Consider the following 14338-nt stretch of genomic DNA (forward strand, 5'->3'; position numbering starts at 1 on the left):
AGCGGATAGCGTGCCGGCCATGAGCGCGCGCAAGATTGTCTCCTGGCACGAAGCCGGCCTGATCGACGCTGTCACGCGTGACCGGCTGATCGCTTACGAAGCCGCCCATGCGCGCCCGCTGGCGCTGTGGGCAGTTTCCGGCATCGGCGCATTGGCGATCGGGCTGGGGCTGGTATCGGTGATCGCTGCCAATTGGGAAGCCATTCCGGGCCACGTGCGGCTGGGCGTGCATTTCGCGTTGATCGTCGCTGCGCTGCTGGCGCTGGCCTGGCGCGAGGCGCGCATCGCTGCGGCATCGCCGTGGGCGGTGGAAGCGCTGCTGTTCACCGCCGCCGCGCTGGGCCTCACCTTCTTCGGGCACCTCGGGCAGGTTTACCAGACCTCCTCTCCGCTGTGGCAGCCGCTGGGGCTGTGGCTGGCGCTGTTCGCGCCGCTGCTGCTGGTGATGGGGCGCAGCTGGCCCGCCGCGCTGGCCGTGCTGGGCGGGGCTGTGTGGTGCGCGTGGGAATACACCACCGCCATGACCGGTTATGGCAGGGTGCGCGATCCGGGTTTCGTGTGGCAGATGTGGCTCGGCTTTGTCATCGCCCTTCCGGTGGCCTTTGCACCCTTTGCCGCATGGCTGCGCGCCCGCAGCCAGCGCCCCGATTTCTGGCGGCGGCTGGAGCAATTGGCGCTGGCCTATGCGGTTGCCGGGGCATCCTTCGCCTGCGCGCTCGCCAGTGTCGGCGGGTTCGGTGATGGCGGCATCTTCAACAGCGGCATTATCACTCTGGCGAGCGGCAGCACCGCGCTGCTGACCGGCATTGCGCTTGTGCCGGTGCGGCCCGGCACATCGGGGCGCATGGCGGGCGCGATCATCGCAGGCGCCGGGCTTGTCATGCTTCTGGCGCCTGTCACCGACGATCTATCCGTCCTCGCCGCCGCGCTGTTCATGGCGCTGTGGATCGGCATCGCCGCCGCCGCGCTGGTGGCGGGCTGGCGCGGGGTCTTCCAGCTGAGCGTGGCGGTGATCGCGCTGCGGCTGATCATCCTCAGCTTCGAACTGGCAAGCGATCTGCTGCTGAGCGGGTTCGGCCTGATCCTTTCGGGCGTGCTGATCCTTGGCGTGGCATGGGCTGCGCTGCGGGTATCCAAGACCTTTGCTCCGCCAAACGAAGGGGAGGAGGCATGAACAGGATCGTCCGTCTCGCCGCCTTTGCCGCGCCGGTGCTCGGCCTTGGGATGCTGTGGGCGCTCAGCGAGCGCACCTATCATCAGGGCACCGAATGGGATGTCCCGATCCAGGGCTATGACCCGCGCGATTACCTGCGCGGGCACTATGTCGAGTTTACCTATGACTGGCCGGGGATCGATGCGTTCCGCGATTCACCCCCGCTGGCGCTGTGCATGGTGGGCGAACGCCCCAATCTGGCCCGCGTGCGGGCGCTGGACAGCGAAGCCAGGATCGCCGCTTGCGACCATCCCGTGCGGGCGCGTTCAGACGGTGTCTACGGGTGGGACGGCCTGACCCGCGGCCGTCTTTATATCGGGCAAAATCGCGCCGCAGCGCTGGAAGAACGGCTGCGCAACCGCGACCAGCGCGGGATCGTGACGATCCGCCAGCGCAAGGATGGCAGCTTCACCCCCATCTCCATCCGGTTCCGTCCGCTAACGCCCGGCGAAATCGCCGATCGTGATGCGCAGGCCAACCGCCCCTTCATGCCGCCTGCGATCATGGATGTGCCCTGAGGCATAGCGCTTCAGCGAAAGTCCTCGCCCGTTGCCGCAATCCGGGCCTTCAACCCTTCCTGGCAGATGTTCTGGATTTCGATCCCCGGATGGGCGTTGACCTCGATCACCAGCGGGCCATCATTCACATCCAGCACGATATCCGCCCCGCAATAGCCAAGCCCCACAGCAGGCCCGCATTTCGAGGCGAGTTCCAGCACCCGTTTCCAGCCCGGGATCTCGAACCCGATCAGCAGCACGCCGGTATCGGGGTGGTGGGTGATCGGGGTGCCTTTCACCACGGCGCGGGTGATCTTGCCGGTTTCCATGTCGATGCCTGCCCCGATCGCGCGCTGGTGCAGGTTGGCCTTGCCGTCGCTTTCCAGCGTCGGCAGGCGCACCATCGCCATCAGAGGAGTATGGTGCAGGCTGATAACGCGCAGATCCGGCAGGCCTTCGGGCACGATCCGCGACAGGGCCGGATCAGCGATGATCAGCGGTTCGATCAGCGCGGCGTCTTCAGCGGCGGAATCCCCTGAAAAGCCGCCATCGACCACCTTCTGGATGTGATGCATCACCATGTCTTCAGGCAGGGGCGCGCCCGATCCCTTGAACCACGTATTGCCCTCGCGCCGCACCGCCAGCAGGATGCCATCGCCCTGCGATCCGCGTGCAGGCTTGATCGCCCAGGCATCGGGCATGTCGCGGCGCGGCTTGAAATTCGCCAGCTTCTGGTGATCGTCGATCACCGCGACCGTGCCGGTGCAGGCGATCCCGGCGTCCTCCAGTGCGACTTTCGCCGCCACCTTGTCCCGCGCGCGTTCGATCGCACTGCGCGGATTATATTTGGCAATCAGCGCATTACGCATGTTGATGCCGAGGATTTCATCCATCGGATCGAAGGATCGCGCGCTTGTGCCAAACATCTTGCGGACGTTCATGAACATCTCACACGTCCTCGACCTTGCGGATCACCCAGGCATTGTGGATCGGCGGCCGCGCTCCGGTGGGGCTGGCGGCGGATGCAATCACGCGAGGCTCGAACTGAGCCTCGCGGTTCGGGGTGATCTGCGGAACGCGGCGGCGCGTGTCCGGGATGAAGTCGTCAGGCGAATCGATGACCCAAAGCCCGGCCAGCGGCGGCGCAGCCCCCGCAATGGCTGCGGCGACCAGCGGGCTGTGGCGCGGCAACCGCGTGAGCCTCGGCGCGCGGTAGGTTGCGCGGCGGCGCACAGGCTCGGGCAGCGACAAGGGCAATGCGGTAGGTAAGGGGGCAGGCTCGGCATCGCGGCGGGTATCGGGCAGGCCGACACGGCGATCTTCCTCCACCCCTTCGGGCAAGGTGACAACCTTCGCCTTGCGCCGACGTTCCAGCCAGATCGGGGCGAACCGGTGGATTTCCGAAAGACGCAGGCCGCGATACCGGCCCAGAAAACCGGTGGCGACCGCAGCAAAGGCGGGCATCAGCAGCGGCGACCAATCGATCAGCGCCATCGCAAAATCCGATACCATCACGAATTCGATCACGACGGCCAGCAGGAAAGTGTTGAACGCCATCTTGGCCGCCGGCTTGGCGCCATCCTTGCCCCACTGTTTCCACCACCGTTCCACGCACAAGGCGCAGACGATCACAGGGAAGGCATCGACCTGCAGCTTGATGTCGAAAATCAGCTGTAATGCGACCAGCACCAGCACGATCAGCGAAATCAGCACGCCGAGAAATCCGACGCGGGTCATCCGCAGTTTGAGCAGGCTGGGTGTCACGATCATTCCGACCAGCACCGAAGAACACAGAACTACCGGACCCATCACCGGGCCGATCTGCAAAAACGCAACCGCGATCAGCATCGGGGTGAACAGGCCGAAGGCCTTCAGCCCGATAAAACTGCGCGCCAGCACCACCAGAAACGCGCCCAGCGGCAGCACCATCAGCAACTTGGACGGCTTCAGCCCCCAGATCGCCTGCGATGTTGCCACCCCTTCGAGCGACGATGGCAGCACGAAAAAGCTGCCGGTATTGGCAATCCCGAGGCCGACCAGCACCGCCAGCACAAAGCCGACGGTGATCCCGACATAGAACGGGCGCTTGACCTGCGGGGTCGCGCGCTCCCAGATTTTGCCGACCTTGGCGATCACGTCAGAATACACGCCCGACAGACAGCGTCAGCCGGTAACCCTGCCGCTCGCGGGTGGCCTCATTGCTGTTGAAGAACACATATTTGGCCTCGGCCTCGACGCGCCATTTGCCGGGCCACCACAGCAGTTCGACTTCGGGCACCACCTGCCGGTCGCGGCGCAGCGCGCCGTTATCGGCGATGCGCCCGTCGAACCGGGTCTTGATCACCTCGATCGCGGGGCGCACCCGCAAATCCTTGGTGACGGGGCGGGTATAGGCAACCCCGGCGGAATCGCGCTCGTAACCGCGCGCCGGATCATCCGAGCGGATGTTTTCGGTGCGCAGATCGAAGGCGAGGTAGTGATAGCGGCCGAAGCGGTGGCGGTATTGCGCATCGATGCGGGGGCCTTCGCCGGTGGTCGCGGGTCTGGCGCCGTTATCATACTGGCGATCCCGCCATGTGCCTTGCAGCCGGAAACGGTTGGCGCGGGTCGGTTCGAAACTGATCCGGGCCGAGCCTTGCCATTCATCGGTATCGGCCGATTCCACTGTGACAACATCATCATAGTGCCGCGCCTGCAATTGCACTTCCAGCGCTTTGCTGACGTCGTGCTGGACGGTGGCAGTGAAGCGATCGCGCGAAAGATCGCGGCGGCCTTCGCCCAGGCGGAACACTTCGATCCGGTCAGCTTCCAGCCGGAAACGGGTCGCATCACTGTTCAGCGCCAGCCCGATCTGGCCGCGCAGGCTGATGGCCTCGCCATCGATCACCAGATCCTCGTCACGGGTGGTGGTCTGGGCGCTGACAGCCTGCACCTCGATGCGGGCATCGGGCTCCAGCCGCCAGCCGCCATCCTGCGCCGCCGCCGCCTGTGCGGTCAGCAGCGCAAGCGCAGCAGCCAGCAGGCGGCTGCCTGTGCGCATTGCAAAAATCATCGATTTGGCCCCCGTTATCTTACGTAGGGCTAACCCAAGTTGGTTTACGAATTGCTAACCACAAACAGAAACCATAAGCCCCGGTGAGACGGCGCACGAAAAGGGGCGGGAAGCAGCAATCTGCCTCCCGCCCCCTCGCCAAGATTTAACCGGGCAAAATCAGAACCGTGCGGTGACCTGCACGCCGTAGAAGCGCGGTTCGGCCGGGATGAAGGTGGGGATGGTAAAGGCCCCGCCGGTATTGCCCGCGTCCAGCAGATAATCTTCGTTGAAGGCATTGCGGATGAACCCGGCGACTTCGTAGCGGTCATCGGCAAAGCTCACGCCGGCGCGCGCGTTGACCAGCGTCACCGCTTCCTGGCTGATCAGCGGATTGTTGGGCACTTCAAAGAAGATGCGGCTGCGGTGGGTTACGCTGGGCGTGGCGAAAAACCGCATTCCGTTACCCATGTCCTTGTTGACGGTGAACCCGGCTGCGGCCTGGAATTCCGGCTGCAGGCGGAAGCGCGCCCCCGAAAAGGCGGGCGAAAACGCGCCGTCTTCGTCAATCCCGCCGTCGATATAGCCGAAATTGCCGAACACGTTCAGCCAGTCGGTCAGCTCCACGGCCAGTTCCGCCTCGACGCCCAAGTTGCTGGCGCTGCCCGCACTGGCGGTGACAAAAGCGCCGGTCGGGTTGCCCTGCGCATCAAGCTGGGCGACCGAAACCTGGAAGTCGTTGTAAACCTGATAATAGACGCCGAGCGAGCCCGAAATCGCGCCGCTGGCCAGCTTGATCCCGCCTTCGTAGTTCCACACCACTTCTTCCGCGATGGTGTTCACCCCGGGCACCACAGCGCCATTGGCGCGCGCGGCGTTGACCTGCACCACCGGCGAGCGGCGGCCCTTCGACACGGTGGCGAACACGTTCACATCATCGGTGATCCGGTACAGCGCGTTGAAACGCGGCAGCCATGCATCGAAGCTTTGCTGCGCGGTGAAGACCTGCCCGGCGGTGTCGATTTGCCCCGGGATCAGCGGCGCACCGCTGAGCACGGCGTTGGGCACATCCGCGAAGAAGCCCGACCGGCGCGATTCGTTGAGGAAGCGGATGCCCGCTGTCAGTTCGAACGCGTCCGATACCAGCCATGTGGCATCGGCGAACACCGAATAGGTTTCGTTGCGGCCCTGGTTCTCGAAGACCGAAGCATAGGGAATCGCGGCGATCGCGCCGCCCGTGGCAAGGCCGGTGACCGCTGCGGCAGGCACGCTGCCATCGGGCGCGACGCAGGGGATGCCGGGGATCAGCGGCGCACCGAACAGGGTGGTGAGGCATTGCAGGAAGATGCCTTCTTCGGTCGAGAAAGGCACGTTCTGGCGGCCATCTTCGACAAACACGTTCCACCCCGCGCTCGCCCGCAGGCTGTTGCCCGCATAGCTGAAACGGCCTTCATGGCTGATCTGCCAGCCTGTCGCGATTTCTGCGAATTCGAGGAACGGCGCGGCCGTACCATCGGCATCAAACACCTCGGCGCTGTCGAACTCGCGGTAGCCGTTGACCGTGGTGAAGGTCCATTCGTCGCTCAGGCTATATTCGGCGGTGAGGTTGAGATCGTAAACCTCGCGGTCGAGGCCGAGCTGATCGTCGCCCAGTGCTGCTGCCCCGGCCGGATTGCCGCCGAGATTGGCATCGACAAAGGCATTGGCCGGGCCGCCCGGCGCGCCGGCAAAGGCAGGGAAGCGGGCCGAGATGAACGGGGTGCCGCCGTTGCGCTGCTGATCATAGGTGGCGGTCAGATCGAGCGTGAAATCGGTGCTTGGCGTATACCGCAGCGAGGCGCGCACGCCGAGCTGGTCCTGCGCGTAGAGATCCTTTTCCTGATTGGGCGAGAGATTCTTCACATAGCCATCGCGCGTGCGCCATTCGAACGCGATGCGGCCAGCCAGCACATCCGATCCGGCATTCAGGAACCCGCCCAGCAGGGTCTGGTCGAAATTGCCGTATCCGCCGCGCACTTCGCCCGAAAAGCCTTCGCGGGGCTTGGCCGAGACAAGGCTGATCGCGCCCACCGCCGATGCGGTGCCGAACAGGGTTGCCTGCGGGCCCTTGATTACTTCGACGCGTTCAAGATCGTAGATCGCCTGATAGGAACCGCGCGAGCGCGAGATATCGACGCCGTTGTAATACAGCGTGACGCGCGGGCCTTGCTGCGCCGATCCGCTGTCCGAGGTGATACCGCGGATCACGACACCGGGGTTGTTGGCGCTCTGTTCCTGGATCAACAGGCCGGGGACGTAATTGGACAGTTCATCAAGATCGGTGATGCCCAGTTCCTCGATCCGCTGGCCGGTGGTGGCGGAGATGGTGATCGGCACATCCTGCAGGCGCTGTTCGATCTTCTGCGCGGTGACGATGATCTGGTTGCCGGAAGCAGCGGTATCGCCGGCAGGCTCGCTGTCCTGCGCGAAGACGGCCTGGGGGACGGCGGCGAGGGTCGCGGCAAGCGCGATTTGCGAGACGCGCGAAGAAGGTGTGCGGAACATCGGAAAAGCTTCCCTGTTGCTGGAGAGAGGCCTTGCCCGTGGCAGTGCATGGTGACGTTGAAGCGACGACTGCGTGACGCTGGCGTTACCGCTGATTTACAGTTTCGGGACGTTGCAATTATGCATCTTTGTTGGCGGCCACCTGACGGTGGCGCAGACCACCCACCCCGCCTCCCCGCCCGGCCACCACAGCATAGTGGTACTATTGGTGGCCGGGCGGGGAGGCGAGCCGGACGGTCTGCATCGCGCACCAGCGTGATTACAAAGGGTTCCCGTCGCGATCGCGGTAGATTTCGCGGCGGCCGACGTGGTTGGCCGGGCCGACGAGGCCATCTTCCTCCATCCGCTCGATCCATTTGGCCGCCGTGTTGTACCCCACGCCCATCTGGCGCTGGAGCCACGATCCCGATGCCTTCTGGTTTTCGATCACCACCTGGCAGGCCTGACGATACTTGCGCTCTTCGGGATTGTCCGACGCGGTCATATCGTCCTCGAAGCCGAACCCGCCGCCGTCCTCGGGCTCTTCGGTGACGGCATCGACATATTCGGGCGCGCCTTGCGAACGCCAGAAATCGGCGACGGCTTCCACCTCCTCGTCCGACACGAACGGGCCGTGGACGCGCACCATCGCGCCGGTGTTGGGCTTATACAGCATATCGCCCTTGCCCAGCAGCTGTTCGGCGCCCTGTTCGCCAAGGATGGTGCGGCTGTCGATCCGGCTGGTCACCTTGAAGCTGATGCGGGTCGGCAGGTTGGCCTTGATCACCCCGGTGATGACATCGACCGAGGGGCGCTGCGTCGCCATGATCAGGTGAATGCCCGCCGCGCGCGATTTCTGGCTGAGGCGCTGGATCAGCACTTCGATTTCCTTGCCGATCGTGACCATCAGGTCGGCGAGTTCGTCGACGATCAGCACGATCTGCGGCAGCGGCTGGTAATCGAGCTGTTCTTCCTCGAACAATTGCTCGCCGGTTTCGGGGTCGAACCCGGTCTGCACCCGGCGGCCCAGCGGCTTGCCCTTGGCAATCGCGGCGCTGACCTTCTCATTGAAGGAGTGGATGTTGCGCGAGGAAATCGCGCTCATCATCCGGTAGCGCCGCTCCATCTCCTCGACCGCCCATTTCAGCGCGCGCACCGATTTGTGCGGTTCTGTCACCACCGGCGAAAGCAGGTGCGGGATATCGTCGTAGGTTTTCAGTTCCAGCACCTTGGGATCGATGAGGATCAGGCGCAGTTCGGTGGGGGTGAAGCGGTAGAGCAGGCTCAGCAGGATCACGTTGAGGCCGACGGATTTACCCGATCCGGTGGTCCCCGCCACCAGCAAGTGCGGCATGGCAGCCAGATCGGCGATGATCGGTTCGCCTGCGATATCCTTGCCCAGAATGATCGGCAGGCTGCCCTTGGCATCGGCAAAATCGGCGCAGGCGGCCAGTTCTTTCAGCATCACCACCTGGCGATCCTGATTGGGCAGTTCGATACCCATCACCGTGCGTCCGGGAATGGGCGAGACGCGGGCGCTGATCGCGCTCATGTTGCGGGCGATGTCTTCGGCAAGGCCGACCACGCGGCTGGCCTTGATGCCGGGGGCAGGCTCCAATTCGTACATCGTCACGACCGGGCCGGTGCGCACGGCGGTGATTTCACCCTTCACGTTGAAATCATCAAGCACGTTTTCGAGCAGTCGGGCGTTGCGTTCCAGCGCCAGCTTGTCGAGCTTGGGCCCCTTGTCGACCGGCGGTTCGGCCAGCAGATCAAGGCTGGGGAGGTTGAAGGCGGCGAACATGTCGCCTTGCGCGGTCTTGGCAGGCGCGGCGCGTTTGGGCGGGGCGCTGGGATCGCTGATTTCAGGCGCACGGCGCGGCGCGGGTTCGAACGGCACAGGCTCGCCCCCCTTTACGGCGCGGCGCGGGCGGGCGGCGGGCGCATCTTCGGCGTCCTCGTCCCCGGCGAAGGTGAGTGCAGGCGCGGCGCTGCGGCCCGGCAGCGGCAGGCGGCGCATCAGGCCCGACAGCGATCCGCCGCCGAGAAATTCCGGCAGGCTCAACAGCACGCGCCAGTCGATCGCAAAGATGCGGGTCAGCAGGCCGACACCGACGGCAAGACTGAGCAGCGCCGCGCCGAGGATTATCCAGCCTTGCGCCTCATCGCCGAACCGCGCCGCCACCGCCTCGATTGCGCCCGCACCCAGCAGGCCTGCCAACCCGCCCGCCTGCGCCGGCAGCGTGCCGCCCGGCCCTGCAAAGGCGAGCGCCAAGACGGTGGCAATCAGCGTCATCGCCAGCAGCAGTAAAGCGGTGGGCAGCCACCACGGCGTGGTTTCGGGCGTGTCGCCATTCTCGACATCGCGCCACAACTTGCGCGCAGAGATATAGAGCAGCGGCAACAGCAGCACGCCGGGCAGGCCGAAGATCAGCAACACCCGGTCAGCCGCCCACGCGCCGCTGGTACCCATCCAGTTGGCAACCTGCGCCGGATCGGCCGCGGTCGACGGGCTGGGATCGGTCTGGGTGTAGCTTGCCAGCGCCAGCGCGAGGAACACCGCCGCGCCAAACAGCACGCCCGCGCCGGTCATCTGCGCAAGGCGGCGCAGCGTGCGGCGCAGGCCTGCGCGCCATTCGGCATCGGATCGGCGAGCGGAGGTCTGGCGACCGGGTTTGACGGTTTGGGCCGCGCGGCTGGCCATCGGGGTGTCTCCTGTGCGGAACAAATTATGAATCCTTGCGGTACTCCGGTCAAGGAAAGAGCGACATCGGGGGTTGCTTCACGTGTGCTGCGACTCGGCCCAAAGGGCCGCAAGGCCGACCGGCCGCCCGCAGAGATGCGACCTTCAGGTCGCGTGAGCGAGGATTTCGCAGCCCGAACGGGCTGCGGCTATCAAGAAAGCCCGTCAATCGCCGCCCAGCGCGGCCAATCAAGCGCCTGCGCGCGTTCTGCCGTCATGCCGCCAAGCGCGATGACCGGCATTTGCGCCAGTGCGGCGAGTTCCTGAAAGCGCGCGGGGCCAAGGCTCGCACCGCCCGGATGGCTTCGCGTCGGGAACACCGGAGACAGGAACACGCCATCCGCTGCGACGCGGTTGGCCAGTTCGATCTCTCGCGCATCATGCGCGGTGGCCAGCCGCAACAGGCCGGGCAAGGTGCCCAATTTGTGCGGCGGGCCATAGACCCCGTCCGCGCCCCAGGCCTGCGCCAAGTCAGCCGGACCGGACAGGATGACGCAATGCCCCCGCGCACGTGCCGCAGCAGCCAGCGTGTCAAACCGCTGGCGGCGGGCATCCCCTTCAAGGTGGTAATGCCGGAAAACGAAGCCGCTGCCGCACGGCAAGGCGGCGAGTGCGCGCGCCAGCACGGCGTCATTGCGCGCATCGCTGATGAGCCACAGGCAGGGGAGGGTCTTTGCGTCCGGCACGCAGCCGCTATAGAGCGCGGCCATGGAAAATGCAGCCAGTCGCCTCGCCGCCATCCGCAACAACATTGCCCGCGTGTGCAAGCCTGCGCGGCGTGAGCCCGATGATGTGACGTTGATTGCGGTCAGCAAGACGCATGACGCGCCCGCGATCCAGCCGCTGATCGATGCCGGCCAGCGCGTGTTCGGCGAAAACCGCGTGCAGGAAGCGCAGGGCAAATGGCCCGCGCTGCGCGAGGCCCACCCGGATATCGAACTGCACCTGATCGGCCAGCTGCAATCGAACAAGGCGGAAGAGGCCGTGGCGCTGTTCGACGTGATCCACTCGCTCGACCGGCCGAGCCTGCTGACGGCGCTTGCCAAGGCGATGGACAAGGCGGGCAAGCGGGTGCCGTGTTTCGTGCAGGTCAATATCGGGGACGAAGCGCAGAAGGGTGGCTGCCCGATCAGCGAACTGCCTGCATTCCTCGCGGCGGCCCGTGCCGCCGATGTGCCGCTGGCGGGGCTGATGTGCATTCCGCCTGCCGATACCGAGGCTGCCCCGTTCTTCGCGCTGCTCGCCAAATTGGCGGCAGATCACGGGCTGGAAGGCCTCAGCATGGGGATGAGCGGCGATTACGAAACCGCGGTGATGCTGGGCGCAACCCACGTGCGCGTCGGCACCGCGCTGTTCGGGGCGCGTGGGTGAGCGCGTCGCTTGCCCGGCTCGATGCGTTTTTCGAAGGCTGGAGCGAGCGGCTGAACGCGGGCCGGGCCACGGTGACTTTCGCTGCGCAGCCGCTGGATGGGCCGCCCGGCCTACACACCGCCTGCGTCGATAGCTTCGTGACGGGTCTGGGTTATCAGCCCATTGGCGGAAACTGGGAACTGCTCGATGCCGAGGGCGATGCAGGCGCCCCCCGGTCGGCCCGCGCAGCGCTGGTCGATGCTTTCAGCCATGACATGGTATTCCCGCAAGAAGCGTGGCTGGGCGATGCAGGCGCACTGGTGCTGGCCCAAGACTTCATCGCCTGCTTCGATCCCGGCTCCCTGCAAGTAGTGACCAACCGGATGTATTTTGGCTGGAATCCGATCACTGCGGCAACCATCGAATGGGCCTTCGTCGCGTTCGATAGCAGCGCCATAGCGCTGCTGCTGGCCACCGCAGAGAACTGAATGAAAAAGGGCGCCCCGTTGCCGGAGCGCCCCAATTCGTTTGCATTTGAGCTAAATCAGAACTCGAAAAGCGCTTCGATACCGATGTTCCGGCCGCGCATCAGCGGCGAGAAGGTGCCGGCGGTCGGGTTGTCGGCGAAGGGACGACGCACGCCGGTAGAGTTCGGACCGGCGAAGGGAACCTGCGTATCGCCGCCTTCCTGCACCTGATCGAGCAGGTTGCGACCATAGAGCGACAGCGAGAGGCCTTCGACCGGGGTTTCCCAGGTGATGTTGGCTTCAAGGTTGCTCAGTTCGTTCAGCCAGCCGAGGTTGTCATCGGTATAGGCTGCCTCGTCACGGTACTGGTAGTTGATCCGGGTCAGGATCGAGCTGTTGCCGAGATCCAGTTCGTGGATCGCGCCAAGGCCCACCGTGATCGGGGGAACGCGCGGCAGGCTCAGATCCAGATCGGTATCGTTGATGACGCCGTCACCCGAAATATCGAACAACACGTCATCATACTTGGCGTCGATGATCCCGATATTGGCGGTGAAGGCCAGCGAATCCGATACCCGCATGCGGGCTTCGGCTTCGAAGCCGGTGATCGTGGCGTTGGCGGTGTTGAGGATGTTCTGCACCACGCCCGCACCCGGATCGGCCAGGTTCACTTCGCGCTGCATGTTGTCGACCTTGGTGATGTAACCCGCCACGTTCAGCGTGAACGAACGGTCATCGGTCTGGAACTTGCCGCCGATTTCGTAATTGTCGACCTTCTCTTCGTCAAAGGCGAGCGAGTTGGTCGCCAGGAAGGCGCGGTTGAAGACGGGGATGTTGGTGATGCGGAAGTTGTATCCGCCTGAACGGAATCCGCGGCTCCAGTGACCATAGACCTGGCTGTTGGCGAATTCGTACTGCAGACCAACCTTGGGTGACAGGTTGCGGAACCGCACCCGGTCGGTGAAGCCGTTGGTTTCGGTCGCCGGGTTGAAGGGCGCGGTACCGGTCGGGCAGGTGCCGGCCTGCACCGAACATTCCGGACGGGCAACGATGTAGGTTACGCCTGCATCCTTGGTTTCCTGGTTCCAGCGGAGACCGGCGATGATCGAAAGATTGTCGACCAGTTCATACTGCGCGTTGGCAAACACGCCGATCACTTCGTGGTTCTGCGAACCGCCGCCGAAGAACGCGGGCGGACGCAGGTTGACCGGAAGGTCGCGGCGCAGCTCGCGGTTTTCGGTGTAGGCCAGATCCTGTTCGAACCAGAAGCCACCAACGGTCAGGTCAAGCCGATCGGTGGAGATCGCATAGCGCAGTTCGTTCGAGAACTGCTCTTGCGTGGTCAGGGTGTTCGAGTGAAACAGGAACAGCGGGGTGGCGTCGATATCGCCGCGGGTGGCGGCTTCATAATCGCGGTAGCCGAACACGTTGGTCAGCGTGCCGGGGCCGATGTCCATCGTCGCGGTGAGCGATCCGGTCCAGATTTCGTTGGCGTAGAAGCCCGGCTCGTCGATCGCAAAATCGAACGTATTGCGATCGAAGAACGCGCGGTTCTGGCCGGACGGGCCATCGCCGTCGCTTTCGAAGTAATCGAGCTTGCCCAGCAGGGTCAGGCCGCCCAGGCGGGCTTCAAGCGCGCCGCGGAAAATCTTGGTTTCCGCCGCGCCATGGTTCGAATTGTCGAACAGGTTGGTGAAGTAACCTTCATCCTTGTTGTAATAGGCACCAACCTTGAACAGCAGCACGTCTTCCACGATCGGGCCGGAAACCACGCCGCTGACGGTGTAGTTTGCGCCGCCGCGGCCGCCATCGACTGCCGGGCCATCAACCGACGCGCGGAACTTGCCGCGGAAATCTTCGGTCGGGTTGCCGGTGTTGATCACCACTGCGCCGCCGGTCACGTTGCGACCGAACAATACGCCCTGCGGGCCGCGCAGGATTTCGACAGAATCGAGGTCGAACAGATCGAACACCACGCCGCCGTTGATGCCGAGATACACGCCGTCAACGAACACGCCGACGGTGGGGTCGATCGAGGGGATCGACGAGTTGATGCCAAGCCCGCGCACGGTGAAGTTGGCGGTGCCGCGGCTGGTGCCGACCTGATCGAGGCTGACAGTCGGCGCCTGGAACGACAGGCCGGAAATGTCGCGGATCTTGAAGGCTTCCAGCGTGCCCGCGTTGAACGCGGTGACTGCGATCGGCACGTCCTGCACGTTTTCGGCATCCTTGGTCTTGGTGCCGGTGACGAGGATTTCGTTGATGCTGTCCAGCGTGCTGGTGCGGTCTTCAGAGACGGGCTCTTCAGCATCCTGCGCCGAGGCAGCGAAAGGGGTAAGGGCTGCGGCCGAGGCGAGCAGCGCCAGCTTGCCGAGCCTTAGGGGGCTCCGCAGCGAGGTAGCGGTCGTCATGTTATAACTCTCCCTGAGTTGAGGATCGCCGGATTAGCGGTAAGTCACAAGATTGCAACCTATCCCGCCCGCCCGCCGGCGAGAGGGTGTCAGGGTGTTGCAA

At 64.6% G+C, this 14338-nt stretch carries 11 protein-coding genes; 4 read left to right on the plus strand and 7 right to left on the minus strand.

Features of this window, described 5'->3' with window-relative positions:
• The first annotated feature begins 19 nt into the window (after positions 1 to 19).
• A complete protein-coding gene (locus IP79_RS08990; protein ID WP_054118863.1) occupies positions 20 to 1174 on the plus strand; it encodes a DUF2157 domain-containing protein in 1155 nt (384 codons plus the stop codon).
• Positions 1171 to 1731 (plus strand): GDYXXLXY domain-containing protein, encoded by a 561-nt coding sequence (locus IP79_RS08995; RefSeq protein ID WP_054118864.1) that lies wholly within the window; start codon positions 1171 to 1173, stop codon positions 1729 to 1731. The genes IP79_RS08990 and IP79_RS08995 overlap by 4 nt, the downstream gene beginning before the upstream one ends.
• 11 nt (positions 1732 to 1742) lie before the next feature.
• Here IP79_RS08995 and IP79_RS09000 read toward each other — a convergent pair whose 3' ends face one another.
• The 6 genes from IP79_RS09000 to IP79_RS09025 all read right to left on the minus strand — a co-directional run bounded on the left by IP79_RS09000 (position 1743) and on the right by IP79_RS09025 (position 10717).
• Positions 1743 to 2657 carry a sugar-transfer associated ATP-grasp domain-containing protein gene (locus IP79_RS09000; RefSeq protein WP_054118865.1) on the minus strand — a complete coding sequence of 305 codons (915 nt, stop codon included), beginning with the start codon at positions 2655 to 2657 and terminating at the stop codon, positions 1743 to 1745.
• A 1-nt stretch (position 2658) separates the two neighbouring features.
• A complete protein-coding gene (locus tag IP79_RS09005; protein ID WP_054118866.1) occupies positions 2659 to 3846 on the minus strand; it encodes a 7TM domain-containing protein in 1188 nt (395 codons plus the stop codon).
• Between the two features lies 1 nt (position 3847).
• The gene (locus IP79_RS09010; RefSeq protein ID WP_054118867.1) at positions 3848 to 4762 is read right to left on the minus strand and encodes a hypothetical protein; all 915 of its coding nucleotides are present in this window, start codon (positions 4760 to 4762) and stop codon (positions 3848 to 3850) included.
• 159 nt (positions 4763 to 4921) lie between these two features.
• On the minus strand, positions 4922 to 7285 hold the full coding sequence (locus IP79_RS09015) for a TonB-dependent receptor (protein WP_054118868.1): 2364 nt from the start codon (positions 7283 to 7285) through the stop codon (positions 4922 to 4924).
• A gap of 259 nt (positions 7286 to 7544) precedes the next feature.
• Positions 7545 to 9968, minus strand: coding sequence for an FtsK/SpoIIIE family DNA translocase (locus IP79_RS09020; protein ID WP_054118869.1), 2424 nt, complete (start codon positions 9966 to 9968; stop codon positions 7545 to 7547).
• A gap of 191 nt (positions 9969 to 10159) precedes the next feature.
• Positions 10160 to 10717 carry a thiamine phosphate synthase gene (locus IP79_RS09025; protein WP_054118870.1) on the minus strand — a complete coding sequence of 186 codons (558 nt, stop codon included), beginning with the start codon at positions 10715 to 10717 and terminating at the stop codon, positions 10160 to 10162.
• Between IP79_RS09025 and IP79_RS09030 the strand changes: the two genes are divergently transcribed.
• Both IP79_RS09030 and IP79_RS09035 read left to right on the plus strand, forming a co-directional pair.
• Positions 10716 to 11378: a YggS family pyridoxal phosphate-dependent enzyme gene (locus IP79_RS09030; protein WP_054118871.1), complete on the plus strand. Its 663-nt coding sequence runs from the start codon at positions 10716 to 10718 to the stop codon at positions 11376 to 11378. The genes IP79_RS09025 and IP79_RS09030 overlap by 2 nt on opposite strands.
• The gene (locus IP79_RS09035) at positions 11375 to 11845 is read left to right on the plus strand and encodes a hypothetical protein (protein ID WP_054118872.1); all 471 of its coding nucleotides are present in this window, start codon (positions 11375 to 11377) and stop codon (positions 11843 to 11845) included. Before IP79_RS09030 ends, IP79_RS09035 begins: the two co-directional genes overlap by 4 nt.
• A 56-nt stretch (positions 11846 to 11901) precedes the next feature.
• Here IP79_RS09035 and IP79_RS09040 read toward each other — a convergent pair whose 3' ends face one another.
• The gene (locus IP79_RS09040) at positions 11902 to 14235 is read right to left on the minus strand and encodes a TonB-dependent receptor (RefSeq protein ID WP_054118873.1); all 2334 of its coding nucleotides are present in this window, start codon (positions 14233 to 14235) and stop codon (positions 11902 to 11904) included.
• Positions 14236 to 14338 lie beyond the last annotated feature (103 nt).

Source organism: Porphyrobacter sp. AAP60, from assembly GCF_001296025.1.
Classification (GTDB): Bacteria; Pseudomonadota; Alphaproteobacteria; order Sphingomonadales; family Sphingomonadaceae; genus Erythrobacter.

What these genes read in the sequence shown, in the direction of transcription:
- IP79_RS09040 (WP_054118873.1), bottom strand. Translation starts at nt 14,235, where the DNA reads ATGACGACCGCTACCTCGCTGCGGAGCCCCCTAAGGCTCGGCAAGCTG.
- IP79_RS08990 (WP_054118863.1), top strand. Translation starts at nt 20, where the DNA reads ATGAGCGCGCGCAAGATTGTCTCCTGGCACGAAGCCGGCCTGATCGAC.
- IP79_RS09025 (WP_054118870.1), bottom strand. Translation starts at nt 10,717, where the DNA reads ATGGCCGCGCTCTATAGCGGCTGCGTGCCGGACGCAAAGACCCTCCCC.
- IP79_RS09030 (WP_054118871.1), top strand. Translation starts at nt 10,716, where the DNA reads ATGGAAAATGCAGCCAGTCGCCTCGCCGCCATCCGCAACAACATTGCC.
- IP79_RS09010 (WP_054118867.1), bottom strand. Translation starts at nt 4,762, where the DNA reads ATGATTTTTGCAATGCGCACAGGCAGCCGCCTGCTGGCTGCTGCGCTT.
- IP79_RS09000 (WP_054118865.1), bottom strand. Translation starts at nt 2,657, where the DNA reads ATGTTCATGAACGTCCGCAAGATGTTTGGCACAAGCGCGCGATCCTTC.
- IP79_RS08995 (WP_054118864.1), top strand. Translation starts at nt 1,171, where the DNA reads ATGAACAGGATCGTCCGTCTCGCCGCCTTTGCCGCGCCGGTGCTCGGC.
- IP79_RS09020 (WP_054118869.1), bottom strand. Translation starts at nt 9,968, where the DNA reads ATGGCCAGCCGCGCGGCCCAAACCGTCAAACCCGGTCGCCAGACCTCC.
- IP79_RS09015 (WP_054118868.1), bottom strand. Translation starts at nt 7,285, where the DNA reads ATGTTCCGCACACCTTCTTCGCGCGTCTCGCAAATCGCGCTTGCCGCG.